Annotated in this window: 20 protein-coding genes; 11 read left to right on the top strand and 9 right to left on the bottom strand. The window is 72.0% G+C overall.

Annotation, left to right across the window (positions count from 1 at the left end; genetic code table 11):
* Positions 1–20: 20 nt before the first annotated feature.
* The 5 genes from OG289_RS14730 to OG289_RS14710 all read right to left on the bottom strand — a co-directional run bounded on the left by OG289_RS14730 (position 21) and on the right by OG289_RS14710 (position 6169).
* The gene (locus tag OG289_RS14730) at positions 21–1523 is read right to left on the bottom strand and encodes a phytoene desaturase family protein (protein ID WP_327314459.1); all 1503 of its coding nucleotides are present in this window, start codon (positions 1521–1523) and stop codon (positions 21–23) included.
* Positions 1524–1583: 60 nt separating this feature from the next.
* A complete protein-coding gene (locus OG289_RS14725) occupies positions 1584–2198 on the bottom strand; it encodes a DUF4126 domain-containing protein (RefSeq protein ID WP_327314458.1) in 615 nt (204 codons plus the stop codon).
* Positions 2199–2614: 416 nt separating this feature from the next.
* Entirely contained in the window at positions 2615–3241 is a 627-nt protein-coding gene (locus tag OG289_RS14720; protein ID WP_327314457.1) for a TetR/AcrR family transcriptional regulator, read from the bottom strand.
* Positions 3242–3285: 44 nt separating this feature from the next.
* The gene (locus OG289_RS14715) at positions 3286–5370 is read right to left on the bottom strand and encodes a YhgE/Pip domain-containing protein (protein ID WP_327314456.1); all 2085 of its coding nucleotides are present in this window, start codon (positions 5368–5370) and stop codon (positions 3286–3288) included.
* Positions 5342–6169 carry an ATP-binding cassette domain-containing protein gene (locus OG289_RS14710; protein ID WP_327314455.1) on the bottom strand — a complete coding sequence of 276 codons (828 nt, stop codon included), beginning with the start codon at positions 6167–6169 and terminating at the stop codon, positions 5342–5344. Before OG289_RS14710 ends, OG289_RS14715 begins: the two co-directional genes overlap by 29 nt.
* Before the next feature lie 176 nt (positions 6170–6345).
* Between OG289_RS14710 and OG289_RS14705 the strand changes: the two genes are divergently transcribed.
* The 3 genes from OG289_RS14705 to OG289_RS14695 all read left to right on the top strand — a co-directional run bounded on the left by OG289_RS14705 (position 6346) and on the right by OG289_RS14695 (position 8626).
* Positions 6346–6909 carry an SAV_6107 family HEPN domain-containing protein gene (locus tag OG289_RS14705; protein WP_327314454.1) on the top strand — a complete coding sequence of 188 codons (564 nt, stop codon included), beginning with the start codon at positions 6346–6348 and terminating at the stop codon, positions 6907–6909.
* 208 nt (positions 6910–7117) lie between these two features.
* Complete coding sequence (locus OG289_RS14700; RefSeq protein ID WP_327314453.1) at positions 7118–7945, top strand: methyltransferase; 828 nt, start codon at positions 7118–7120, stop codon at positions 7943–7945.
* Positions 7946–8221: 276 nt separating this feature from the next.
* Entirely contained in the window at positions 8222–8626 is a 405-nt protein-coding gene (locus OG289_RS14695) for a DUF3040 domain-containing protein (RefSeq protein ID WP_327314452.1), read from the top strand.
* Positions 8627–8745: 119 nt separating this feature from the next.
* Here OG289_RS14695 and OG289_RS14690 read toward each other — a convergent pair whose 3' ends face one another.
* From OG289_RS14690 to OG289_RS14675, 4 genes are all read right to left on the bottom strand, one after another.
* A complete protein-coding gene (locus OG289_RS14690) occupies positions 8746–11247 on the bottom strand; it encodes a transglutaminase TgpA family protein (RefSeq protein WP_327314451.1) in 2502 nt (833 codons plus the stop codon).
* Positions 11244–12623: a DUF58 domain-containing protein gene (locus OG289_RS14685; RefSeq protein ID WP_327314450.1), complete on the bottom strand. Its 1380-nt coding sequence runs from the start codon at positions 12621–12623 to the stop codon at positions 11244–11246. The genes OG289_RS14690 and OG289_RS14685 overlap by 4 nt, the downstream gene beginning before the upstream one ends.
* A complete protein-coding gene (locus tag OG289_RS14680) occupies positions 12623–13657 on the bottom strand; it encodes an AAA family ATPase (RefSeq protein WP_327314449.1) in 1035 nt (344 codons plus the stop codon). The genes OG289_RS14685 and OG289_RS14680 overlap by 1 nt, the downstream gene beginning before the upstream one ends.
* 230 nt (positions 13658–13887) lie before the next feature.
* On the bottom strand, positions 13888–14433 hold the full coding sequence (locus tag OG289_RS14675) for a beta-class carbonic anhydrase (protein ID WP_327314448.1): 546 nt from the start codon (positions 14431–14433) through the stop codon (positions 13888–13890).
* 327 nt (positions 14434–14760) lie between these two features.
* On the opposite strand from OG289_RS14675, the gene rsmH reads away from it, so the two are divergent.
* The 8 genes from rsmH to ftsW all read left to right on the top strand — a co-directional run bounded on the left by rsmH (position 14761) and on the right by ftsW (position 25370).
* Positions 14761–15717, top strand: coding sequence for a 16S rRNA (cytosine(1402)-N(4))-methyltransferase RsmH (gene rsmH / locus OG289_RS14670; RefSeq protein ID WP_327314447.1), 957 nt, complete (start codon positions 14761–14763; stop codon positions 15715–15717).
* 44 nt (positions 15718–15761) lie between these two features.
* Positions 15762–16277: a septum formation initiator family protein gene (locus OG289_RS14665; RefSeq protein ID WP_327314446.1), complete on the top strand. Its 516-nt coding sequence runs from the start codon at positions 15762–15764 to the stop codon at positions 16275–16277.
* Positions 16278–16282: 5 nt separating this feature from the next.
* Positions 16283–18250, top strand: coding sequence for a penicillin-binding transpeptidase domain-containing protein (locus tag OG289_RS14660; RefSeq protein WP_442818900.1), 1968 nt, complete (start codon positions 16283–16285; stop codon positions 18248–18250).
* 83 nt (positions 18251–18333) lie between these two features.
* On the top strand, positions 18334–20001 hold the full coding sequence (locus OG289_RS14655) for a UDP-N-acetylmuramoyl-L-alanyl-D-glutamate--2,6-diaminopimelate ligase (RefSeq protein WP_327314444.1): 1668 nt from the start codon (positions 18334–18336) through the stop codon (positions 19999–20001).
* A gap of 4 nt (positions 20002–20005) precedes the next feature.
* Positions 20006–21421, top strand: a complete 1416-nt coding sequence (locus tag OG289_RS14650) for a UDP-N-acetylmuramoyl-tripeptide--D-alanyl-D-alanine ligase (protein ID WP_327314443.1) — start codon at positions 20006–20008, stop codon at positions 21419–21421.
* Positions 21418–22491 carry a phospho-N-acetylmuramoyl-pentapeptide-transferase gene (gene mraY / locus OG289_RS14645; RefSeq protein WP_327314442.1) on the top strand — a complete coding sequence of 358 codons (1074 nt, stop codon included), beginning with the start codon at positions 21418–21420 and terminating at the stop codon, positions 22489–22491. Before OG289_RS14650 ends, mraY begins: the two co-directional genes overlap by 4 nt.
* Positions 22473–23900: a UDP-N-acetylmuramoyl-L-alanine--D-glutamate ligase gene (murD, locus tag OG289_RS14640; RefSeq protein WP_327314441.1), complete on the top strand. Its 1428-nt coding sequence runs from the start codon at positions 22473–22475 to the stop codon at positions 23898–23900. Before mraY ends, murD begins: the two co-directional genes overlap by 19 nt.
* 108 nt (positions 23901–24008) lie before the next feature.
* Positions 24009–25370, top strand: a complete 1362-nt coding sequence (gene ftsW, locus OG289_RS14635; protein WP_327314440.1) for a putative lipid II flippase FtsW — start codon at positions 24009–24011, stop codon at positions 25368–25370.
* Positions 25371–25376: the final 6 nt, after the last annotated feature.

Here is a 25376-nt window from a genome sequence, read left to right as displayed (position 1 = left end):
CCCGACGTTCCACCGGGGGCTCACTGCGAGCCCCGGAACTCCGGTCCTTCCACGATCAGGCCGGACACCAGCGCGCCCGACATGCCCGCGTGCGGAAGCCCGCCGCCCGGGTGCGACCAGCCGCCGACGGTGAACAGGCCTTGCAGGCCCGTGGAGTTGGCGGGATGCAGCAGTCGCCCCCCGACCCCGGCCAGCGCCGGCGCCGGAACGGCCCCGCCCGCCGCGCCGGTCTCCCGCGCGATGTCGGCGGGCGTGCGCACCTCCCGCCACAGGACGCGGTCCCGCAGACCGGGGACGGCACGCTCGGCGACGGCGACCAGCGCGTCCACGTGCTCGTCGTGTATCTCCGCCCCGGCAGGGACCACGGCACTGAGCGTGACCGCCTCGCGGTCGCCGTCCGGGACCAGCCCGGGGTCGTCGGGCCGCAGGACCGTCACCGTCGGCCGCGCGGGCACCGACGGCACGGTGCCGAACAGGCTGTCCAACTCGCCCTCGCGGTCCGCGGTGTGCACCACCGTCCGGTGCGCGGTCCCGTCGGGCCGGGCGCCGCGCAGCGCGAGCAGCACGGTCAGCCGACTGGGCAGACCCTGCTGGCGGGTGACTTCGCCGTCCGCGCGCGCGGGCAGACCCTCGACGCTGCCGGGGGCGACCACGAAGTCCGCCTCCGCCACCGTCCCTCCCCCAGAGCCGAAAGCCTGGGAGGTGCCCCCAGCCAGCTCCACGCCCGCCGCGCGGCCGTCTTTCTCCAGGACCCGGGCGACCTCGGCGTCGAACACGAACTCGACCCGGCGCGCCAGACACCGTTCGTACACCGCGCGGGCCAGCTCCCGCATCCCCCCGCGCACGTACCACGTGCCGAAGGCGTGCTCCATGTACGGCAGGACCGCCGCGCTCGCCGGGGCGACCCGTGGATCCAGGCCGTACGCGAGCGCGTGACCCTCGAGCAGCGCGGCGAGCCGGGGATCGCGCAGCTCCCAGGCGCCGACCTCGGCGAGGGTGCCAGCCTGCCGGGTGCGCAGCAGCCGCTTGTGGGGGACCGCCGGATAGGGCTCGCGGTCGGCCAGCACCGACCAGTTCGGCCACAGGGGCTCCTCCAGGAGCGGGCGACGGGTGCGGTCCCAGGCCTCCCGGGCCCGGACCAGGAAGTCGCCCCAGCGCTGCCCTGCCCGCGCCCCCAGCGCATCGTCCAGCGCCGAGACGACCCCCGCGCGTGAGGCGTTCGGCAGGGACACCTCGGTGCCGTCCGCGAACACGTGCCGTGCGCACGGGTCGACCTGGACCAGCTCGACACAGGCCTCCAGCGGCTCCTTGCCGGTCTTGACGAACAGGTCGCGGTAGACGGCGGGGAGCGGGAGCAGGCCCGGGCCGGTGTCGAAGCCGAATCCGTCCCGCTCGAAGCGGCGCACCGCTCCGCCGTACGTCTCCGTCCGCTCGTACACCGTCACCCGGTGGCCCGCCACGGCCAGCCGGGCGGCCGCCGCCAGCGCGCCCATCCCGGCGCCGATCACCGCAATCCGTCCCATGCCCGCGACTTTATCGGCCGCCACCGACAGTGCCGTCGCGGGCCCGTGACCAGCCCGCTCTCACCAGGGAGAGGATTCTGTCCGCCCCGTCAGGCGGCGTTCCTCCCGCCGCTGCGCCCTGCGCCGCAGGAAGCGGCGGATCCGTGAGACGAGGAAGAACAGGACCGTCAGTCCGGCCAGCAGCAGAACGCCCGCGATGATCGCCGCCGCGCCCGGGTGGAACATCGCGAACGTCACGAGCCCGCCGACCCCGAGATCCTCGGCCAGGCTGACGATCACGTTGCTGAACGGCTCCGGCGAGGCGTTGACCGCCATCCGGGTGCCCGCCTTGACGGTGTGGCTGGCCAGCGCCGTCGAACCGCCCAGCAACCCCGCCGCCACGTCCGAGAGCGAACCGCTCTGCCCGGCGAGCAGCGCGCCCACCCAGGCCCCGGCCAGCGGCCGGACCACCGTGTGCACCGAGTCCCAGGCCGAGTCGACGTAGGGAATCTTGTCGGCGACCGCCTCGCACAGGAACAGCACGCCCGCGGCGACGAGCACCTCGGGGCGTTGCAGCGTCTGAGGTACGTCGTCGCTCAGGCCGGTCGCGCCGAAGACGCCGAGGAGCAGCACCACCGCGTAGGCGTTGACGCCGCTGGCCCAGCCGCTCGTGAAGACCAAGGGGAGTACGGACACGGACGCGATAGTAACCAGTCGGCAGTGCGGCGTCCTGGGGGTGAGTGCGCAGGCCTGAGTACGCGTACCTAGGGGGTGAGTTGAGTACGCGCGCGGATGGGAGCCGACCTGCGCGAACGGGAGAGTGGAGGCACGGAGAAGGGGCGCGGCTCCGGCACCGGCGACACGGGGCGCCGGAACGGAGCGGCCCTCGATCCGCTCCTTCCGCCGGCCAGTTCGGCGGGAGCGAGGCACGGGGGGTACCCCGGGGGAAGACCGAACGGGGGTTCGACGGGGGAGGTAACGGGGGAAACGGGGGAGCACGAGGAAGCGCCGGTTCGAGGCGGCCCACGGGGGACGTGGCCACCACGGACCGGCGCTTTCGTGTGCACGCGCGCGTGCGGCCCCTACGTCTGCACGCGCGCCTGGGGCCTCGGTCAGCGGTGACCGCTCACCCGCCCTTGGAGCAGCCGCGACAGCGCCGAGTGGACATCGTCCAGGGACCGCTCCGGCTGGAAGGCCTGCCAGTCCAGGGCGGCCACCAGCACCATGCCGACCAGCGCGGCCGCCGTCAGCTGTACGTCGATCTCGTCGCTGAACTCACCGTTGTCGACACCCTCGCGCAGCACCCCCTCCACGACGGCCACCGCCTCCTGGCGGACCACCATGAGGGTGGACTGCCAGGCCCGGTTGGTGCGCCACAGCTCGGCCACGTAGAGCTGGGTGAAGGACGGGTAGCGGTTGATGAAGACGAGGCCCGCGCGGACCATCGCGTCCAGCGCGTCGACCTTGCTGCCGCCCTCCCGCACGGTGCGCTCGGCGGCCTCCCGCAGCGAGGCGGTGAGGAGGCCCACGCCGTGCCTCAGCAGTTCCTCGAAGAGGACCGACTTGCTCGCGAAGTTGTAGTAGACCGTGCCCTTCGCGACGCCGGCCCGTTCGGCGATCTCGTCCACCGTGGTCGCGGAGAAGCCCTGCTCGGCGATGAGTGTGACGGCCGCCTCGTAGAGCTTCTGCCGGGTGGTCTCGCGGCGGGTGCGGCCGCCCGGGGTGGTGCTGCTTTCCATGGTCCCGATTGTCACAGGAACCCGGGCCGCCGGACGCCGGATCCTCACAGGCTCAGCTCCGGGTGCAGCCGGTCCAGCGTCCACACCTGGCGGCGGCGCGCCGACAGAGCCGTCAGCGCGAGGGCGCCCGCGGTGAAGGCGACGAGCACCACGCACGCGTGCCACACCGGTTCCAGGCCACCGCCCGTGATGAGCCTCCTGAGGGCCTCGACGACGTAACTCATCGGCAGGTAGGGGTGGATCGCGTTGAAGAAGCCGGGGCTGGTCTGCACCGGGTACGTGCCGCCCGCCGACGTCAACTGCAGCATCAGCAGGGCGAGTACGAGGATCCGGCCCGCCGCTCCGAAGCGCGCGTTGAGCCACTGCACGAGAGCCGCGAAGCACGCCGTCACGAGGAACAGGAAGCCCACGGTGCCGGCCGCACGCGCCATCTCCAGGCCGATCGCCCAGTGCAGCACGGCCATCAGCGCCGCCGTCTGGAGCACCCCGACCGCGACCACCGGCAGCCAGCCCGCCAGCGCGATGCGCCAGGCCGAGGCGCCCGCGGCGAGTGCGCGCCGGTTCATCGGCGCGATCAGCATGTACGCCACCATCGCGCCCACCCACAGCGACAGCGGGATGAAGTACGGGGCGAAGCCGGTGCCGTAGTTGGCCGCCTTGTGCAGATCCTGGGAGGCGAGTCGCACGGGGTCCGCCATGACGGCGGTACGCGCGTCGCGCTGCCGCTCGTCGTAGTCGGGGATCTGCTCGGCGCCGTCGTGCAGGCCGTCGGCGAGCTTCCCGGAACCGTCGGAGAGCTTGAACATGCCGCCGTTGAGGTCCTGGGCGCCCGTCTCCAGCTTGCCGACGCCCTCGTCCAGGTCGACCGATCCCGTCTTGGCCGTGCCGAGCCCGGTGTTCAGCTTCTTGGCGCCCTTGGCGACCTTCGCGGCGCCCGTGTTCAGCGCGTTGACCTTGGACACGGCGTCGTCGAGGTCCTCGGAGAGGTGCGGGGCGCTGTCGGCGAGCGACTGCGCCTGCGTCTGGAGGGCGGCGAGGTTCGTGCGGAGCGTCTTCAGGTCGCCGTCCTGGTCGGCGATCAGCGTGTTGAGGTCGTCGGCGACCTTCGCCACGTCGGCGGCCGCGTCCTTGGCCTTCTCCAGGTCGGCGCAGGCGGGGTCCGGCAGCAGCTGCGTCTCACAGCGGGCCTTGTGGACGGCGGCGAGCGTGTCCGAGGCCGTGTGGGCGCCCTCGGCGGCGGTCGGCGCCGCCTTCACCAGGGTCTCCAGGTTGTCGCCGATCACCTTGGCGGAGTCGGCGACCAGCTGGGCGGTGTCCCCGATGGTCTTCTCGTTGTCCTTCAGGAAGGGCCCCACCGCGTCGGCGACCCCGTTGACCTTGTCGGCGAGCGTCTGTGTGCCGTCCGCGACCTTCTGCGACCCGTCCTGGAGGTTGTCGGCGCCCTTGTCGAGCTTCTTCAGGCCCTTCGCCAGCTTGCCGCTGCCGTCCTTGGCGTCGCTCAGCCCGTCGGCGAGGTCCTTGGAGCCCGCCTCGGCCTTCCCGATGCCGCCCTTGAGGTCGTCGGCCCCGTCGGCGGCCTTCGCGGTCGCGCCGTGGATGTCGGAGAAGGACACGAAGATCTTGTCCAGGAAGGAGCGCGAGGTCTTCGTGGACGCGGCCGTGCGCACCTCGCTGAAGACCGTCCGCGAGATCTGCCCGACGATGTAGTTGTTCGCGTCGTTCGTGCGCACCTGAAGGGCGCTCGTCTCGGGGGAGTCGCCCGCACTGGAGGCGATACGCCGGCTGAAGTCGGCCGGCATGGTCAGCGACAGGTAGTACCTGCCGTCCTCCACGCCCGCGCGTGCCTCGGCGGCACTCACCTCGTGCCAGTCGAAGACCTCGCTGTCGCGCAGGCCCTTCGTGATGTCGTCCCCGGCGCTGATCTTCTTCCCGTCGGCGGTCGCCCCCTTGTCGTCGTTCACGAGCGCGACGGGGATCCGGTCGAGCCTGCCGTACGGGTCCCAGAACGACCACAGGTACAGCGCGCCGTACAGCAGCGGCAGCAGCAGGAGCGCGACGAGCGCGGCCCGGGGGAGTCTGCCCCGGCCGAAGCGCCGGAGCTCAAGCGCGGCCAGTTTCGGCGAGCGCATCCGCGGCCTCCTCTTCCTGCTCGGTTTCCTGCTCGGTCCCGGTGGACCCGTCCCGTTCGGTCTCCGCGGACGTGGTGGTCTCGGTGGTGGTCTCCCGGGCGGGCGTGACGGTGTCCGCGCGCGTGGCGACCGTGACGGTGCCCTCGGGGGCCTCGCCGCACACCGCGAGGACAGTCGTCCCGGCCTCGGCGAGGGACCTGAGCAGGGCCCAGACCTCCTCCCGCTCGGCGTCCGTCAGCTTCAGGTCGATGTCGTCGACGCCGAGCAGCCCGGGACGTCCGATGAGCGCCAGCGCCAGGGACAGCCGCAGGGCTTCGAGACGCTCCAGATCGCGGACGGCGGTCCGCGAGCCCTTGGGCAGGGTCTCGGGGTCGAGCCCGGCGGCGGCGAGCGCGGAGTCGATCCGCCGCCCCGACTCCGTGGCCCGCTCCGCGCGCGGGCGCAACAGCTCTCGTACGGAGCCGCCGAACCGACGTTGCAGCAGGGCCCGTTCGTGCAGGTGCTCCCCGACGGTCAGGGCCGGGTCGAGGTCGGTCACCCCGGCGACGTGCGCGAGCGCGGCGACGCGACGCACGGCCGCGAGCTGCTTCGGCAGCCGTGCCCCGCCCACGGTCGCCGTCCCCTCGGTGGCCTTCATCCGTCCGGTGAGGGCGAGCAGCAGGCTCGTCCGGCCGGAGCCGGAGGGTCCCTCGATCGCGAGCAGCGAGCCCGGCTCCGCGTCGACACCGATGCCTCGGAAAGCCCATCCGCGAGGGCCTCGGAGCCCGAAGCCGTCGGCTGTGACACCGACTCCGTCCACAGGTTCCCCCTGGTATCGCCAATTTGAACTGACTGGTCAGTGCAAAAACTAGCCCGAACCTTCGATCGAAGCAAAAGCCCAGTTCAGAACGGATTGTCAGTGGCATACCGCACGATGGGCACATACGGCACCACCGTATGAGGAGGTGCCGTCACACAGACGACAGGAGGTTCGTCATGGCCCACCACCACGCAGCCGCCGCAAACCGGCGCCGCGCCACCGGCCCTGCCCCCTCACTGACCGGCCCGGCGAGCGACGTGCACCCCGTGCTGCGCCGCACCACGGCCCCGCCCGCCGCCCTCGATCTGCTGGCCCAGGCCCGCGCCGGGCTGGATGAGGCGGCCCTCCTCGAAACCCCCAACGAGCGCTACGCCACGGCCCACCTCGCGGCCCTGCGCACCGCGGCGGCCGTGCTCGCCGCCCGGGGCCGCCCGGAACCCTCCCCCCGTCGCCGGGCCCGCATCCGCAGCGCCTGGGAAGTGCTCCCGGAGATAGCGCCCGAACTCGCCGAGTGGAGCGCGCTGTTCGCCTCCGGGGCCCGGCGCCGCGCCCGGGCCGAGGCGGGCATCCAGGGCGCGGCCGGGCGCCGGGACGCCGACGACCTGATCCGCGACGTGGCGATGTTCCTCCGCCTCGTCGAACGCATGCTGGTGCTCCAGCCGATCCTGCCGCAGCCACGCCAGGAGGGGAGCGACCCGGGCGGTTCCGGCGCGGAGCGCGACCTGCCGGACGCGGGCTGAGGTGCCCTGCCACACGCAGGGCCGCAGCCGGGCCGACGTGCCCTGTCGCCGTGCCGCGCCACCGTGACCGGCAAGGCGCCGGAGGCAATAGGGTGGAAGACGCCTGAAGCCTTCCCACGGCCCGCCCGCACCCCGGGCCGGTGCCGGGGGAGGCAGCCCGTTCGCTCCGCCGCGCAAGAGGCGGTGCCGCGCCGAGGAGTCAACTGCCGTGTCGGACCCGATGCGCCCGCCCGTCTCCCACCACAGTCCTCAGCCGACGTCGCAGCGCTCCGCCCCCTCCCGGCCCCGCGCCTCCCTCCGTACCGCCGTGGTCTGGGAGGTCCTCCAGGACGCCCTCGAACGCCGGGTCAAGGCGACCGGCCGTGAGTCGCTGGACGTCCTGGACACCGGCGGCGGCAGCGGCAACTTCGCGGTACCCGTCGCCCTCCTCGGGCACCGGGTCACCGTGGTCGACCCCAGCCCCAACGCGCTGTTCGCCCTGGAGCGCCGCACCGCCGAGGCCGGCGTCGCCGACCGCGTGCAGGGCGTCCAGGGCGACGCCCACGGCCTCTTCGACGTGGTCGAGCGCGGCGGCTACGACGCCGTCCTGTGCCACGGCGTCCTGGAGTACGTCGACGACCCGGCCGAGGGCGTCCGCAACGCGGTGGCCGCCCTGCGCTCCGAGGGCGTCCTCAGCCTCCTCGCCGCCGGCCTCGGCGGAGCCGTGCTCGCGAGGGCCCTCGCCGGCCACTTCAAGGAGGCCCGGCAGGCACTCACCAGCCCCGACGGGCGCTGGGGCGCGGGCGACCCCGTGCCGCGTCGCTTCACCGCCGAGCAGCTCACCGAACTGGTCGAGGGAGCGGGCCTTCGGGTCGGCGCCGTACACGGCGTGCGGGTCTTCGCCGACCTCGTCCCCGGCGTGCTCGTGGACACCGAGCCGGGCGCCCTGGAGGCCCTGCTGAAGCTGGAGGAGGCCGCTGCCGAACTCCCCGCCTTCCACTCCGTGGCCACCCAGCTTCACGTCCTCGGGGAGACGCGGGGGACAGAAGGGACCTGAGCGCCTCCTGGGGCGCACCCCTGATCAGGGCCTTGGCTGCGCATGGAGTACGCCACAGGCCCCCCGTTCGGGCGCTGTGCGCCGTATGATCGAGGGAGACCGCCCGGCATGACGGGTCGGCCGCCGGGGAATGGAAACCTCAGCGGGCCGGGACGTCCATGGCGGGCTCCGGTTGGCCAATTGGCGTAGAGGGGCGGGTTTCACGGGGGCGATTCCCTGCCTATCCTGAAGGGACCCCCCGGGTCGCCCCGGCGACTGCACGATGAGGAGGACTCCGTGCCGCTCTCGGAGCACGAGCAGCGCATGCTCGAGCAGATGGAGCGAGCGCTGTACGCCGAAGATCCCAAGTTCGCGTCGGCGCTCGAGGGAAGCGGGCTGCGTACGTACACCCGGCGGCGGGTCTACCAGGCGGTCGCTGGCTTCCTCGTGGGAATCGCGCTCCTCATGGCCGGTATGGTCGCCAAACAGGTCTGGCTGAGCGTGGTGGGGTTCCTCGTCATGCTGGGCTGCGCGGTGCTCGCCGTGACCGGCTGGCGCAAGGCACCCAAGCCGGGCGAGCAAGCCGCGGCAGGCGCCCCGGGCGCCCCGCACACCCGCGGCCAGACTCGGCAGAAGCGCTCGATGATGGACCGGATCGAGCAGCGCTGGCAGCGCCGCCGTGACGAGCAGGGCGGCCACTGACACCGCCCCAGTACCAACAGCGTTGAGGGGGCGACCACCCGGCCGGGTGGTCGCCCCCTCACGTGTGTGCTGTTACCGCCGCTCTTCGCCGGCCGCTCTTCGGGGCCGGCCGTTCTGCCTCAGCCGCTCTGCTGGCCGGACGGTCGGCGTACCAGAGCCGTCAGACGGGCCGTCCAGGACGCCTTGAGGCCCGTCCAGCGGTCGGTGAGGTCCCAGACCGCGCGGATGGCCGAACGCGGCGCCACGACGGCACGCACCCGCGTGGTCCAGCCGACCTTCTCCCGCAGGGCCGCCCGGACCGTGCGGACCTCGTCGGCCAGACCGGCCTCCGCCCTCGGCTCCGGGGCGTACAGCACCTGTTCCACGGCGCCCGCGACCCGGTGCACCGCACGGCTCACCGTCTCGTCCAGCTCGCCGATCCGGACGATCCGCGCCGCCGCGCGCCGCGGGGTCAGCGCCTCGTCCGGCTCGATGCCGTAGTCCCAGGCCGTGTCGGTGAGCTCGCGCCACACCGCCAGCACATGCCCGACGGCCGCCTCACCGGCTTCCTGCGGCGGCACGTCCAGCAGCACCGCGGGACCGGCGTCGTCCGCCTGCCGGCCGTCGCCGCCGTCCTTGCGCCGGCCCGGGGGTGCCCCGGACGCCGCGGACGCGGAGTGCTGGGCGGACGCCAGCCGCACCGAACGCCGTCTCAGCCGCCACAGCATCGGCAGCAGGGGCAGGGCGAGGCCCGCGCCCCCCAGCAGCGTCCAGCCGGCGATCTCGTACCACGGGGTACCGCCGCCGCCCTGTCCCGTCTGGTTGACCGGCAGCGCGCCCGCGCAGCCCTCGAGCTTCTTGTCCTGAACCGAGCAGCTGGTGCTCGCCGAGGGCTCGGCCGACGGCACCGCGTTCGCCGAGCGCGACGCCTGCGGCAGGTCGGGGACGGCTTCGCCCGGGGTGTCCGGCAGCGTGTACGTGGGCGTCGTGCCGCGGGTCGGGGTCGGCTCGAAGCGGGTCCAGCCCACGCCCTCGAAGTACAGCTCCGGCCAGGCGTGCGCGTCCTTCAGGCTCACCGCCACCGAACCGTCCGCCTGCGGGGAACCCGGCGCGAAGCCCACCGCGACCCGCGCCGGTATGCCCAGCGTGCGGGCCATCGCGGCCATCGCGAACGAGAAGTGCACGCAGAAACCCTGCTTGTCCCGCAGGAAGCGGGCGATCGCGCCCGGGCCGCTGCCGACCTCTACCTGGGTGTCGTACTCGAAGCCGCCCGTCACCGCGAAGTAGTCCTGGAGCTTGACCGCCTTCTCGTAGTCGCTGGTGGCGCCCTTGGTGATCTCACGGGCCCGCTCCGACACCACTGTCGGCAGGGAGTCCGGGACCTTGGTGTAGTCCTTGCGCACCGAGCTCGGCGCCTCGGGAGCCGAGGCCAGCTGCTCCGCCGTCGGCTGCACGTCGAGGCTCGTCACCTGGTACGTCTTGCCGCTGGTGTTCTGGCCGTGGTCGCCGACGAGGGTCATGCCGACCGGCTCGTAACGCCAGTTGCCCTTGATCTGCACGCCGCTGGGCGGATACGGCATCGGCAGCCAGTCCTGCGCGTAGCCGGCGGCGGCCGCGATCCGGGTCGTGACCTCCGCGCGCTTGACGTCGGGGCCCAGGCCGGTGGGCGTGGGGAACTCGTCCGGCACGGTGACGATGTGGCGCTTCGCCGGCTTCCACGTGGTGCCGTCGAAGTCGTCCAGGGACACGATCCGCAGGTACAGGTCCGAGGTGTTGCTGGTGTTGGTGCGCAGGGTCAGGACCGTGCGGTCGTCGTCCACGTTCAGGCTGTCGCGCAGCGACACCAGCGGGTTCACCGCGGAGATCGTGCCCCCGCTGCCGTTGCCCGCGCCCACGCCGGTGCCCGCCCCGTCCAGCAGGCCGCCCTGTATCGCAGGCAGCGGCAGCAGCGGTACCACGAGGGCGACGCCCAGCGCGGCCATGCCGATGCGCCGGCCGGTGCGCACCGGGGCCACCGGACCGGGTTGCCCGCCCACGTTGCGCGGGGCCCCGCCGAACACCCGGCCCCACTGCGAGAGCCGTTCCCGGCTCTCGGCGAGCAGCAGCATCAGATAGCCGGCGGCGGCGACCAGGAACCACAGCCAGTCGGCCGCCCCCTCGGACAGGCCCGCGGCCACCGAGTACAGCGCCAGCAGCGGCAGTCCGGCCGGGGCCGCGTTGCGGAACGTCACCGCGAGGGTGTCCACCGCCAGGCCGATGACCAGCACCCCGCCGATCACCATCAGCCGGATGCCGTCGGACAGCGGGGCCGGGATCGCATACCGCCCCACGTCGTCGGCGCCCGCCTGGAGCAGGTCGCCGAAGTGCCGGAAGGCCTCCGGGCCGGGGATCAGACCGGCGAGGGCGTGCTCCCGGGCGAAGACCAGGGTCAGCAGCACCAGCGTGACCAGGGCCTGGACGGCCACGGTCAGCGGCCGGGCCAGTGGCACCCGGCGGGTCGCCGCGCCCACCCCGGACTGGATCGCCAGCAGGAACGCCGCCTGGAGGAGCCACGTCGCCGGTTCCACCAGGGGCAGCAGGGCGCACGAGGCCAACAGCGTCGCCGCCGCGGAGCACAGCGTCAGTCGAGCCCGCCCACTCATGCTCTTCCCTCCCCGTTGCTCGCCGCGCTCGCCGTCGTCACGCCCGCCCGGTCGCGGTCCGCCTGACGCCACAGCTCGTTCAGCGAAGCGCCCCGCGGCACGCTCAGGGCCGTCCAGCCCGCCTCCCGCAGCATCCGCAGCCGCTCCTCCTGCCTGTTCATCGGATCGGGCCCGCCGTTCGGTTCACGCACCCAGTTGTCGCCGTCCAGGAGGAAGGCGACCGCGCCTCCACTGCGCTGGCGCATCTTCGCGGCCACCGCCGCCTGCTCCTCGTCGAGATCGCCGAGGAAGGCCACCAGCAGTCCCTCGTTGCCGCCGCGCAGCACGTCGTACGCCCGGGACAGGCCCGTGCCGTCGGAGTGGTCGACCACGGCGAGGGTGTCCATCATCAGCCCGGCCGCGTCCGCCGACTCCTGGTTCGCCCCGGCGAACCCGTCGGCGCCCTCTCCGGGCACGGAGTTGCCCGTGTCCGTCAGCAGCCGTACGGAGAAGCCCCGTTCCAGCATGTGCACCAGAACGGACGCGGCGCCCGAGACCGCCCACTCGAACGCCGAGTCAGGGCCCGCGCCCTGGTAGGCCAGGCCCCGGGTGTCCAGGAGCACCGTGCAGCGGGAGCGCTGGGGCTGTTCCTCGCGGCGCACCATCAGCTCGCCGTAGCGCGCGGTGAGGCGCCAGTGCACGCGGCGCAGGTCGTCGCCGTGGCGGTAGCCGCGCGGGATCACGTCGTCCTCGCCGGCCAGTGCCAGCGAGCGCTGCCGCCCGTCGCCGTACCCCTTGGCCTCGCCGGTCAGCCGGACCGGCGACAGCGCCTCGACGCGCGGGATCACCGTCAGCGTGTCGTACGTCGAGAAGGAGCGGGTCAGTTCGCACATGCCGAACGGGTCGTTCAGGCGCAGTTGGAGAGGGCCCAGCGGGTAGCGGCCACGCAGGTCGGAGCGGACCCGGTAGGACACCTCGCGGCGGCCGCCCGCCTCCACCCGGTCCAGGACGAAGCGGGGGCGCGGGCCGAGCACGTACGGCACCCGGTCCTGGAGCATCAGCAGGCCGGTGGGCAGCCGTGAGACGTTGTCCATCCGCAGATGGACGCGGGCCTCGCTGCCCGCGGGCACGCGCGCGGGGGAGAGCCGGCGGCTGCCGGCCACCCGGTATCGGGTGCGGTAGACGACGGCCGCGCAGATCAGCGGCAGGGCGGCCAGCAGCAGACCGACCCGCAGCAGGTCGGGCTGTCCGAGCACGTAGGCGCAGATCGCGGCCGCGATGCCGGCGGCCAGGAAGGACCGGCCGCGGGTGGTCAGACCGGCCAGGGCCGTGCGCGCGCCGCCCTTCTCGCCCTCGCCGCGGCCGGTCGACGGCTGCCCGGTCCCCCCGGGGGTCATCACAGCCTCCGCGGCTGCTGCTGGCCATACGCCTGTGTGCCGCGGCCCAGCCCGTACCCGTGCTGCTGGGGGGTGGCCGGCACCGGGGTGCGCTGGATGATGTCCTCGACGACCTGCTCCGCCGTGCGGCGGTTCAGCTGGGCCTGAGCGGTGGGCAGCAGACGGTGGGCCAGGACGGCCACGGCGAGGTTCTGGACGTCGTCCGGCAGCGCGTAGTCCCGGCCGCTGAGGGCGGCGGTCGCCTTGGCCGCGCGCACCAGATGCAACGTTGCCCGCGGGGAGGCGCCGAGTCTGAGGTCGGGGTGGGTGCGCGTGGCGGTGACCAGGTCGACCGCGTAGCGGCGGACCGAGTCGGCGACGTGGACACCGCGGACCGCGTCGATCAGCTTCACGATCTCGTGCGCGTGCGCGACCGGCTGGAGGTCGTCCAGGGGGCTGACCCCGCCGTGCACGTCGAGCATCTGCAGCTCGGCCTCGGGGCTCGGGTAGCCGATCGAGACGCGCGCCATGAAGCGGTCGCGCTGCGCCTCGGGCAGCGGATAGGTGCCCTCCATCTCGACCGGGTTCTGCGTGGCCACCACCATGAACGGGCTGGGCAGCTCGTACGTCGTCCCGTCGATGGTGACCTGGCGCTCCTCCAGCGACTCAAGGAGCGCCGACTGCGTCTTGGGCGAGGCGCGGTTGATCTCGTCGCCGATCACGATCTGCGAGAAGATCGCGCCCGGCTTGAACTCGAAGTCCCGGCGCTGCTGATCCCAGATGGACACACCGGTGATGTCCGAGGGCAGCAGGTCGGGCGTGAACTGGATACGGCGCACCGAGCAGTCGATGGACTTCGCCAGCGCCTTGGCGAGCATCGTCTTGCCGACGCCCGGAACGTCCTCGATCAACAGATGCCCCTCGGCGAGGAGCACGGTCAGCGAAAGCCGTACGACCTCGGGCTTGCCCTCGATCACTCCCTCCACCGAACTGCGGACACGCTCCACAGTGGCGGTCAGATCTGTGAGGCTCGCTCGCTCGTCATAGGTCGTCACCCGGCCCTCCTCGGCCCAAAACTTTCTCCGGGCCGACGCTCTGTGCGGCAAACCGGCCCACCCCGAATCACGGACGCCGTTCGCAAACTGCTCAGCGTGGCGTCACACCCGCATTCTTGCTGCCGTTACCGATTCGTGTCACTCGCCTGTGGACAACTGTCCGCGATATGTCGGTGTTATGACTGATTGGGCGTCCGAGGGGCGGAAATCAACAGGGTGAGGACAGCAATTTACGAGGGGTCGATCTCGCGGAGCAGGCCCGTCTTGACGTCGAACACGAAGCCGCGCACGTCGTCGGTGTGCACCAGGAACGGCGAGGTGCGCACCCGCTGCATCGACTGCCGGACGTCCTGGTCGACGTCCCGGAAGGCTTCCACGGCCCAGGCGGGACGCTGGCCGACCTCCATCTCCAGCTCGTGCCGGAACTCCTCGGTGAGGGATTCCAGGCCGCAGCCGGTGTGGTGGATGAGGACCACGCTGCGGGTGCCGAGCGCTCGCTGGCTGATGGTGAGGGAGCGGATCACGTCGTCGGTGACCACCCCGCCCGCGTTGCGGATGGTGTGGCAGTCGCCCAGCTCCAGTCCGAGGGCGGCGTGCAGGTCGAGTCGGGCGTCCATGCAGGCCACGACCGCGACGTGCAGGACGGGCCGGGCGTCCATCCCGGGGTCGGAGAACGCGGCGGCGTACTGTTCGTTCGCCTCGACGAGGTGGTCCGTGACGGTGCCCTCGGTTATGGCGTCTTGGGGCCCTGCGGGAACCGATGCAGAAGTCGTCATACCTATGACGGTACTGGTCACGCACGTCCCGGTCCTGCTGTGAGAAGGGAAAAAGAGCGTCATCACGTCCTCTTTGTGAGGTAAGCCACAAGACTGTGGGGAGGAGTGACCCGCAGTGGCCGCGCCGCACAGGCCGGTTGATTGACCGCGAGACACCGTGGACTAAAGTGACGCGAAGCGGGAGGCGACGATCTCCCTGCTGGACTGAATCCCGTGAGACCCCGGCCAGGCTGCCGGAGATCTCCCCGCGGCGCCGGCAGGCCTTCCCTTCATGAGGGGGCGGGGACCCGGCGATGCGTAATGACCCGCCGGATCTGAGAGGGCCCCTTGAGCCAGAGTCGACACGTCCCGGTGATGCTCCAGCGGTGCCTGGACCTGTTGGCCCCCGCCCTCCAGCGGCCCGAAGCGGTCGTCGTGGACTGCACGCTCGGTCTCGGCGGGCACAGCGAGGCCCTGCTGACGCAGTTCCCGGAGGCGCACCTCGTCGCCCTCGACCGTGACAAGGAGGCCCTGCGCCTGTCCGGTGAGCGACTCGCCCCCTTCGGCGAGCGCGCCACCCTCGTGCACGCGGTCTACGACGAACTCCCCGACGTACTCGACCGGCTCGGCATCGCGCGCGTGCAGGGCGTCCTGTTCGACCTCGGCGTCTCCTCCATGCAACTCGACGAGGCCGACCGCGGCTTCGCCTACGCCCAGGACGCACCGCTCGACATGCGCATGGACCAGACGACCGGCATCAGCGCCGCCGAGGTCCTCAACACCTACCCGCCCGGCGAACTCGTCAGGATCCTGCGGGCGTACGGCGAGGAGAAGCAGGCCAAGCGGATCGTCTCCGCGATCGTGCGCGAGCGCGACAAGGAGCCGTTCACCAACAGCGCGCGGCTCGTCGAACTGATCCGCAACGCGCTGCCGCAGGCCGCCAAGCGCACCGGCGGCAACCCCGCCAAGCGCACCTTCCAGGCGCTGCGCATCGAGGTCAACGGCGAACTCTCCGTCCTGGAGCGGGCGATCCCGGCCGCCGTGAAGGCGCTCGACGTGGGCGGGCGGATCGCCGTCCTGTCGTACCACTCGCTCGAAGACCGGCTGGTCAAGCAGGTGTTCGCGGCCGGCGCCGCCAACACCGCGCCGCCCGGGCTGCCGGTCGTCCCCGAGCGCTACCAGCCCCGGCTCAAGCTGCTCACCCGCGGTGCCGAACTTCCCACCGAGGAAGAGATCGCCGAGAACCGGCGCGCCGCCCCGGCGCGACTGCGCGGGGCCGAGCGGATCAGGGAGTCCATCGAATGACGGGCGTGAGCCGAGGGTCCGGAATTCCACCTGGGGGTGGACGTGTGAACAGGAAACCCGAACTGAAGGGAAGAGCCGCCCGGCTCGCGCGGCTCTTCCCGGCCGGCCCGCGGCAGGCGGCCCGCACCCCGTTCGTCCTCCTCGTCGTCCTCCTCCTCGGCGGCGGACTCATCGGGCTGCTCGTGATGAACTCGGCGCTCAGCGAGGGCTCGTTCAAGATGGACGACCTCCAGAAGGACACCAAGAGCCTCACCGACGAGGAGCAGGCGCTCCAGCGGGACATCGACTCCTACTCCGCCCCGGACGCCCTCCAGCGCCGCGCACGCGAACTCGGCATGGTCCCCGGCGGAGACCCGGCCTTCCTGGACCCCGACGGCACCGTGAAGGGCGTCCCCTCGGCCGCCGCCGAGGACGCCCCCGTCGTCGTACGGCCGCCGGAGGCCATGGCGCTCTCCCAGACGATCGTCTCCTCGCCGTCCCCCACGACATCCACGCCGAGCGGGCCTTCGGCCCAGAGCCCCGCCCCGACCGCAGCCACCCCCGAGACCCCCGGCAGGTGACGGAAGTGTCCGACAGGGAACCGCCGCGCCGGCGCGTGCCCGGCCCCGCCCGGCCCGCCCGCCCCGTGTCCGCCCGGCGGCGCCCGGGACCCGGCGCCCGCCCGGCCCGCCGTCCGACCACCCCCGCCGCCCGCCCCGTGCCCCCGCGCGTGATCCGGCTCGGCAGTCCCCGCCCACGGCTGCGCATGGTGGGCCTCGCGCTCGCCCTGGTGCTTGTCGCCTTCGTGGTCCGCCTGCTCCAGGTGCAGGCCGTCGACGCGAGCACCTACGCCACCAAGGCCGAGCAGAACCGGTACATCGGCCGGGTGCTGGCCGCCGAGCGCGGCGAGATCACCGACCGCGGCGGCATCGCCTTCGCGACCAGCGAGGACGCGTACGACATCACGGCCGACCCCACGATGTTCAACCGTAAGCAGCTCAAGGTCGACGACGGCCCGGAGCAGGCGGCCGCGCTCCTCGCGCCGATCCTCGGCCAGGACCAGTCCGCGCTCGTCAAGAAGCTGCGGCCCAAGGACCCGACCGCCCGGTACACGATGCTGGCCGGCCGGCAGACCCCGCAGGTCTGGAAGCAGATCAAGGACCTGAAGTCCGCGCTCGCCACGAAGGCCGAGACGGACAGCTCCACGGTCAACGTCCTCGCGGGTGTCCTCGCCGTTCCCAGCACCAAGCGCGTGTACCCCAACGGTGAGCTCGCCGCCGGGATACTGGGCTGGGTCAACGCCGACGGCAAGGGCGGCGGCGGTATCGAGCAGCAGCTGAACACGACCCTGGCCGGCCAGGACGGCAAGATCCGCTACGCCCAGTCCGGCGGCCGTCAGGTGCCCACCGCGGGCTCCACCGAGACCCCCGCGGTGCCCGGCTCCGACGTGGAGCTGACGATCGACCGCGACATCCAGTGGGCCGCGCAGAACGCCATCACCGACCAGGTGGAGGAGTCCGCGGCGGACCGCGGCTACGTCATCGTCCAGGACGCCCGCACCGGCGAGATCCTCGCCATGGCCAACTCGCCGGGCTTCGACCCCAACGACCTCTCGGGGGCCACCTCGGCGGACCTGGGCAACGCCGCCGTCCAGGACGTCTACGAGCCCGGCTCCACCGCCAAGGTCATGTCGATGGCCGCCGTGCTGGAGGAGAACGCCGCGACGCCGCTGACGCACGTCACCGTGCCCAACCGGCTGCACCGCGGCGACCGGCTCTTCCAGGACGACATCGACCACGCCACCTGGTCCCTCACCCTCAACGGCGTGCTCGCCAAGTCCAGCAACATCGGCACCATCCTGGCCACCGGCCAGCTCGGCAAGACGCAGGCCGAGGCCAACCGGGTCCTCTACTCGTACCTGCGCAAGTTCGGCATCGGCAGCCGGACCGGGCTCGGCTTCCCCGGCGAGACCAAGGGCATCCTCGCCGCGCCCGCCGCGTGGTCGACCTCGCAGCAGTACACGATCCCTTTCGGCCAGGGCATGTCCCTGAGCGCGCTCCAGGCGGCCTCCGTGTACTCGACGATCGCCAACGGCGGCGTCCGCGTCGAGCCCACCCTCGTGCGCGGCACGAAGGGGCCGGACGGACGCTTCACTCCCGCCGAGGCCCCCGCGAAGTCCCGTGTCGTCAGCCAGAAGACGGCGAAGACCCTCGCCCAGATGCTGGAGTCGGTCGTGGACGACGAGCAGGGCACCGGCGCCAAGGCGCGCATCCCCGGCTACCGCGTCGCGGGTAAGACCGGCACCGCCAACCGCGTCGATCCGGCCACCGGCACCTACAAGGGCTACACCTCGTCGTTCGCCGGGTTCGCGCCCGCCGACAACCCCCGGGTCACCGTGTACTGCGCCATCCAGAACGCCACCAAGGGCAGCTACTTCGGCGGCCAGATCTGCGGTCCCGTCTTCAAGCAGGTCATGGAGTTCGCCCTGAAGACCCTCCAGGTCCCGCCGACCGGCGCGAAGGCCGCGAACCTCCCGGTCTCCTTCACGCCCTGACCGCCCGACCCCTTCTTCGTCCCCCGCCCGCCTCCGACCCCCGCCCGCCACTGTTCAGCGCCGAACAAGCCAGGAACCAACCCGTGACCATGATCACTCCCGACCCCGGGAACCAGGCACCGCCCGCGGCGCCCTCCGCGCCCTCGCTTCGCCCGCAGGGCGGTGCGCCCGGTACGCTCACCGCCGTGCCACACGCTGATCAGTCCCAAACCACCCAGAAGGGCGCTTCCGTGACATATCCGGGACCGCCCAGGCCGGCCCAGGTCTCCGCCACACCCCTCGCGGAGCTCGCCGATCAGCTGGGTGCCGAGCAGCCGGAGAGCGCCGCCGAGGTCACGGGCATCACCCACGACTCGCGCGCGGTCCGCCCCGGCGACCTGTACGCCGCCCTCCCGGGCGCCCGCCTGCACGGCGCCGACTTCGTCACGCAGGCCGCGGGCCTCGGCGCGGTCGCCGTCCTGACCGACCCCACCGGCGCCGAGCGCGCCGCCGCGACCGGGCTGCCGGTCCTGGTGGTCGACGACCCGCGCGGACGGATGGGCGAACTGGCGGCCACGATCTACGGCCACCCCGGCCGCGGTCTGCTGCAGATCGGCATCACCGGCACCTCCGGCAAGACCACCACCGCCTACCTCGTCGAGGGCGGCCTGAAGTCCGTCCGATCCCCCGGGCTCATCGGCACCGTCGAGATGCGCATCGGCGAGGAGCGCATCAAGTCCGAGCGCACCACTCCCGAAGCCACCGACCTCCAGGCCCTGTTCGCCGTCATGCGCGAGCGCGGTGTCGAGGCCGTCGCCATGGAGGTCTCCAGCCATGCCCTGGTCCTCGGCCGGGTCGACGGTTGCGTCTTCGACATCGCCGTCTTCACCAACCTCAGCCCGGAGCACATGGAGTTCCACTCCGACATGGAGGACTACTTCGGGGCCAAGGCGCAGCTGTTCACCCGGAAACGCAGCAAACTCGGCGTGGTCAACTTCGACGACGAGTACGGCCGCCGGCTGGTCCAGGAGGCCGAGGTCCCCGTCGTCACCTTCTCCGCCGAGGGCGACCCGGACGCCGACTGGCGCGCCGTGGACGTCGAGACCGGCCCGATGGACTCGACTTTCACCGTCGTCGGCCCCGAAGGCGTGCGGGTCGCGGCCAGGTCGCCGCTGCCGGGCTCCTTCAACGTGGCCAACACCCTCGCCGCGATCGTCTCCCTCGCGGCCGCCGGGATCGCCCCGCAGACCGCCGCCGACGGCATCGCCGCCGTGCCGGGCGTGCCGGGCCGCCTGGAGCGGGTGGACGCCGGACAGGCCTACCTCGCGGTCGTCGACTACGCCCACAAGACGGACGCCGTCGAGTCGGTCCTGAAAGCGCTGCGCAAGGTCACCAAGGGCCGGCTCCACGTCGTCCTCGGCTGCGGCGGTGACCGGGACCGCACCAAGCGCGCCCCGATGGGCGCCGCCGTCGCCCGGTTCGCCGACACCGCCGTACTGACCTCCGACAACCCCCGCTCCGAGGACCCCCTCGCGATCCTCGCGACCATGCTCGAGGGCGCGGCGTCCGTGCCCGCGCACGAGCGCGGCGAGGTCCTCCTGTTCGAGGACCGGGCCGCGGCTATCTCCGCGGTCGTCGCCCGCGCGCACGCCGGGGACACCGTGCTGGTCGCGGGCAAGGGCCATGAGCAGGGCCAGGACATCGCCGGCGTCGTCCGTCCATTCGACGACCGCCAGGTGCTTCGCGAAGCTATCCAGCAGACCCAGGGATGAACTTGTGATCGCCCTCTCCCTCGCCGAGATCGCAGCAGTCGTCGGCGGGCAGACGCACGACATACCGGATCCGTCCGTGCAGGTCACCGGACCGGTCGTCCGGGACTCCCGCGAGGTGGGGCCCGGCAGCCTCTTCGTCGCCTTCGTCGGCGAACGCGTGGACGGCCACGACTACGCGGCCGCGGTCGTCGAGGCGGGAGCGGCGGCCGTACTGGCCTCGCGGCCCGTCGGCGTCCCCGCGATCGTCGTGGACGACGTCCAGGCGGCGCTCGGCGCCCTCGCGCGGCACGTCGTGCACAAGCTCGGCACGACCCTCGTCGCGCTCACCGGCTCGGCCGGCAAGACCAGCACCAAGGACCTCGTCGCCCAGGTGCTCCGGCGCAAGGCGCCGACCGTCTTCACACCCGGCTCTCTCAACAACGAGATCGGGCTGCCGCTGACCGCTCTGTCGGCCACCGAGGAGACGAAGTTCCTCGTGCTGGAGATGGGCGCCCGCGGCATCGGCCACATCCGCTACCTCACCGATCTGACGCCCCCGAAGATCGGCCTCGTCCTGAACGTCGGCACCGCCCACATCGGCGAGTTCGGCGGCCGCGAACAGATCGCACAGGCAAAGGGTGAGCTCGTCGAGAGCCTGCCGCCGGCGAGTGAGGGCGGCGCCGCGATCCTTAACGCCGACGACCCGTTGGTACGGGCCATGGCCTCCCGTACACAGGCGAAGGTGGTCCTTTTCGGAGAGTCCGACGAAGCGGACGTACGCGCCGAGAACGTGCGACTCACGGACAGCGGACAGCCCGCCTTCAGCCTTCACACACCCTCCGGGTGCAGCGATGTGACCATGCGCCTGTACGGTGAGCACCACGTGTCGAACGCGCTCGCCGCGGCCGCCGTCGCCCATGAGCTGGGCATGTCCGTGGAAGAGATCGCCACCGCACTCTCCGAGGCGGGCTCCCTCTCCCGCTGGCGGATGGAGGTCACCGAGCGCCCGGACGGCGTGACGATCGTCAACGACGCCTACAACGCGAACCCCGAGTCCATGCGAGCCGCTCTGCGCGCGCTGGCGGCCATGGGCAAGGGGCGGCGGACCTGGGCGGTGCTCGGCAAGATGGCCGAGCTCGGGGACGAGGCGCTCGCCGAGCACGACGCGGTCGGACGGCTCGCCGTCCGGCTCAATGTCGGCAAGCTCGTCGCGGTCGGGGGCAGGGAAGCCGCCTGGCTGCAACTGGGCGCATATAACGAGGGTTCGTGGGGTGAGGAGTCGGTGCACGTGTCCGACGCACAGGCGGCGGTCGACCTGTTGCGCAGCGAGTTGCGCCCGGGGGACGTCGTGCTCGTGAAGGCGTCCCGTTCGGTCGGCCTCGAGAGTGTCGCGCAGGCGCTGCTCGCGACCGGCGCCGAGGGTGAGGTCGCCGCCCGATGATGAATCAGATCCTGTTCGCGGGTGTGATCGGCCTCTTCCTGACGCTGGTCGGTACGCCGCTGCTGATCAAGCTGCTGGCGCGCAAGGGCTACGGCCAGTACATCCGCGACGACGGCCCGCGCGAGCACGCCAGCAAGCGCGGTACGCCGACCATGGGCGGTATCGCCTTCATCTTCGCGACGGTCGCCGCGTACTTCCTGTCCAAGGTGATCACGGGCAAGCCGCCGACCTACTCCGGTCTGCTGGTGCTGGGCCTGATGTGCGGCATGGGCCTGGTCGGTTTCCTCGACGACTACATCAAGATCGTCAAGCGGCGTTCGCTGGGTCTGCGGGCCAAGGCGAAGATGGCCGGCCAGCTGATCGTCGGTATCGCCTTCGCGGTGCTCTCGCTGCAGTTCTCCGACTCGCGCGGCAACACCCCGGCCTCCACCAAGCTGTCGTTCATCACGGACTTCGGCTGGACGATCGGCCCCGTGCTGTTCGTGGTCTGGGCGCTGTTCATGATCCTCGCGATGTCCAACGGCGTGAACCTGACGGACGGTCTGGACGGCCTCGCCACCGGCGCCTCCGTCCTCGTCTTCGGCGCGTACACGTTCATCGGCGTCTGGCAGTTCCAGGAGTCCTGCGCCAACGGCGAGACCCTGACCAACCCCAGCGCCTGTTACGAGGTGCGCGACCCGTTGGACCTCGCGGTCATCGCCTCCGCGCTGATGGGCGCCTGCCTCGGCTTCCTGTGGTGGAACACGTCGCCGGCCAAGATCTTCATGGGCGACACCGGTTCGCTGGCACTCGGCGGTGTGCTCGCGGGTCTCGCGATCTGCTCCCGCACCGAGCTGCTGATCGCCCTCCTCGGCGGCCTGTTCGTCCTGATCACCATGTCGGTGGTCATCCAGGTCGGCTCCTTCAAGCTCACCGGCAAGCGCGTCTTCCGGATGGCGCCACTCCAGCACCACTTCGAACTCAAGGGCTGGTCCGAGGTCCTTGTGGTGGTCCGCTTCTGGATCATCCAGGGCATCTGTGTGATCGTCGGACTGGGCCTCTTCTACGCGGGATGGGCAGCAGACAAGTGACCGACTGGCAGGGGAAGAACGTCACCGTCGCCGGGCTCGGCGTCTCCGGCATCCCGGCGGCCAAGGTGCTGCACGGGCTCGGCGCGAAGGTCACGGTCGTCAACGACGGCGACGACGCACGCGCGCGTGAGCAGGCCGCCGAGCTTCGGGCCCTGGGCGTCACCGTGCGCCTCGGTGACGGGGCGACCCTGCCCGAGGGCACCGAACTCATCGTCACCGCACCCGGCTGGAAGCCCGACAAGCCGCTGTTCACGGCGGCACACCGGGCCGGGGTGCCGGTCTGGGGCGACGTCGAACTCGCCTGGCGGCTCAGGGGACTGGACGGACGAGAAGCAGCCCCCTGGCTGTGCGTCACCGGCACCAACGGCAAGACGACCACCACGCAGATGCTGGCGTCGATCCTGAAGGCGGCCGGCCTGCGCACGGCGGCGGTCGGCAACATCGGCGTCTCGCTGCTGGACGCCGTCCTCGGCGAGGAACACTACGACGTCCTCGCCGTGGAGCTCTCCAGCTACCAGCTGCACTGGGCGCCCTCCCTGCGTGCCCACTCGGCGGCCGTCCTCAACCTCGCCCCCGACCACCTCGACTGGCACGGCTCCATGGAGGCGTACGCCAAGGACAAGGGCCGTATCTACGAGGGCAATCGGGTCGCCTGCGTCTACAACGTCGCCGACAAGGCCACCGAGGACCTGGTGCGCGAGGCGGACGTCGAGGAGGGCTGCCGGGCCATCGGCTTCACCCTCGCCGCGCCGGCGCCGTCCCAACTCGGCGTCGTGGACGGCATCCTGGTCGACCGCGCCTTCGTCGAGAACCGGCAGGAGAACGCCCAGGAGCTCGCCGAGGTCTCCGACGTCAACCCGCCCGCCCCGCACAACATCGCCAACGCCCTTGCCGCGGCGGCCCTCGCCCGCGCCTTCGGGGTGCCCCCCCAGGCCGTACGGGACGGCCTGCGGGCCTTCACCCCGGACGCCCACCGCATCGCCCTCGTGGCGGACGTGGACGGCGTCGCGTACATCGACGACTCCAAGGCGACCAACACGCATGCGGCGGAAGCCTCGTTGGCGGCCTACGAGTCGATCGTCTGGATCGCGGGCGGGCTCGCCAAGGGCGCGACCTTCGACGAGCTGGTCGCCAAGTCGGCAAAGCGACTTCGCGCGGTCGTGCTCATCGGCGCCGATCGCGCCCTGATCCATGAAGCCCTGACGCGACACGCCCCGGAAGTACCCGTCGTCGACCTCGACCGGACCGACACTGGGGCGATGCTCGCGGCTGTCCAGGAGGCCCGGCGCCTCGCCGTCGAAGGCGACACGGTGCTCCTCGCCCCGGCCTGCGCCTCCATGGACATGTTCGTCAACTACAACCAGCGCGGTGACGCGTTCGCTCAGGCGGTTGGCGAACTCGGAACCTGACCCGGCCGCCTGCCGGGCGACCTTGGGAGGGACGCGTGGGACCGTCACGGCCGACGTACGGCGCAGACACCGGGTACAGCGGTCGCGCCGCGTGCAGCGGAGCAGCGGATGCCAGGTAGCCGTACCGGGCGTCCGCCCGTACAGCGGACCGCCCGCGGACCCGCCGCCTCCCGGCCGCGCCGCGACAACCCCCTGCGTCGGCTGTACACGCGTGCGCAGAAGGCCTGGGACCGGCCGCTGACCGCCTACTACCTGATCTTCGGCGGCAGCCTGCTGATCACCGTGCTGGGCCTCGTGATGGTCTACTCGGCCTCCCAGATCACCGCGCTGCAGATGTCGTTGCCCGGATCGTTCTTCTTCCGCAAACAGTTCCTGGCCGCCACCATCGGGGCCGTCCTGCTGCTGGTCGCCTCCCGGATGCCGGTGAAGCTGCACCGGGCGCTGGCCTACCCGATCCTCGCCGGGGCCGTCTTCCTGATGGTGCTGGTGCAGGTGCCGGGGATAGGGCTGTCGGTCAACGGCAACCAGAACTGGATCTCGCTCGGCGGTTCCTTCCAGATCCAGCCCAGCGAGTTCGGCAAGCTCGCGCTGGTGCTGTGGGGCGCCGACCTGCTCGCCCGCAAACAGGACAAGAGGCTGCTCACGCAGTGGAAGCACATGCTCGTGCCGCTCGTACCGGCCGCGTTCCTGCTGCTCGGGCTGATCATGCTCGGCGGGGACATGGGCACGGCGATCATCCTCACGGCGATCCTGTTCGGTCTGTTGTGGCTGGCGGGGGCGCCCACGCGGCTCTTCGTCGGGGTCCTGTCGATCGCCGCCACCCTCGGTGTGATCCTCATCAGGACCAGCCCGAACCGCATGGCCCGGCTGCAGTGCATCGGCGCCACCGACCCCGGTCCGGGCGACGCCTGCTGGCAGGCCGTGCACGGGATCTACGCCCTGGCCTCCGGCGGGATCTTCGGCTCGGGGCTCGGTGCGAGTGTGGAGAAATGGGGCCAACTTCCCGAAGCGCACACCGACTTCATCTTCGCCGTCACCGGTGAGGAACTGGGCCTCGCGGGGACGCTGTCGGTACTCGCCCTCTTCGCGGCTCTAGGCTATGCGGGTATCCGCGTGGCCGGACGCACGGAGGACCCCTTCGTGAGGTATGCCGCGGGAGGCGTGACCACCTGGATCACCGCTCAGGCGGTGATCAACATCGGTGCGGTGCTCGGCCTGCTGCCGATCGCCGGCGTCCCGCTCCCGCTGTTCTCCTACGGGGGTTCCGCCCTGCTGCCGACCATGTTCGCCATCGGGCTGCTGATCGCCTTCGCACGCGACGAGCCCGCTGCGCGGGCGGCGCTTGCGATGCGACACCCCCGTTTTGGTAGAAAGCGGGGGGCGGGGGGCTCCACGTTCGACCGGAGCCCCCGGAGATGGAACACGATGCGACGGCGTGCCTCGGCGGCGCGCCCGTCCGGAGAGCGGTGAATTTCG

The sequence above is a fragment of the Streptomyces sp. NBC_01235 genome (genome assembly GCF_035989285.1).
GTDB lineage: Bacteria > Actinomycetota > Actinomycetes > Streptomycetales > Streptomycetaceae > Streptomyces.
The sequence above is the reverse complement of the archived record's forward strand: the minus strand, read 5'-3'. Positions and strand labels throughout refer to the sequence as shown.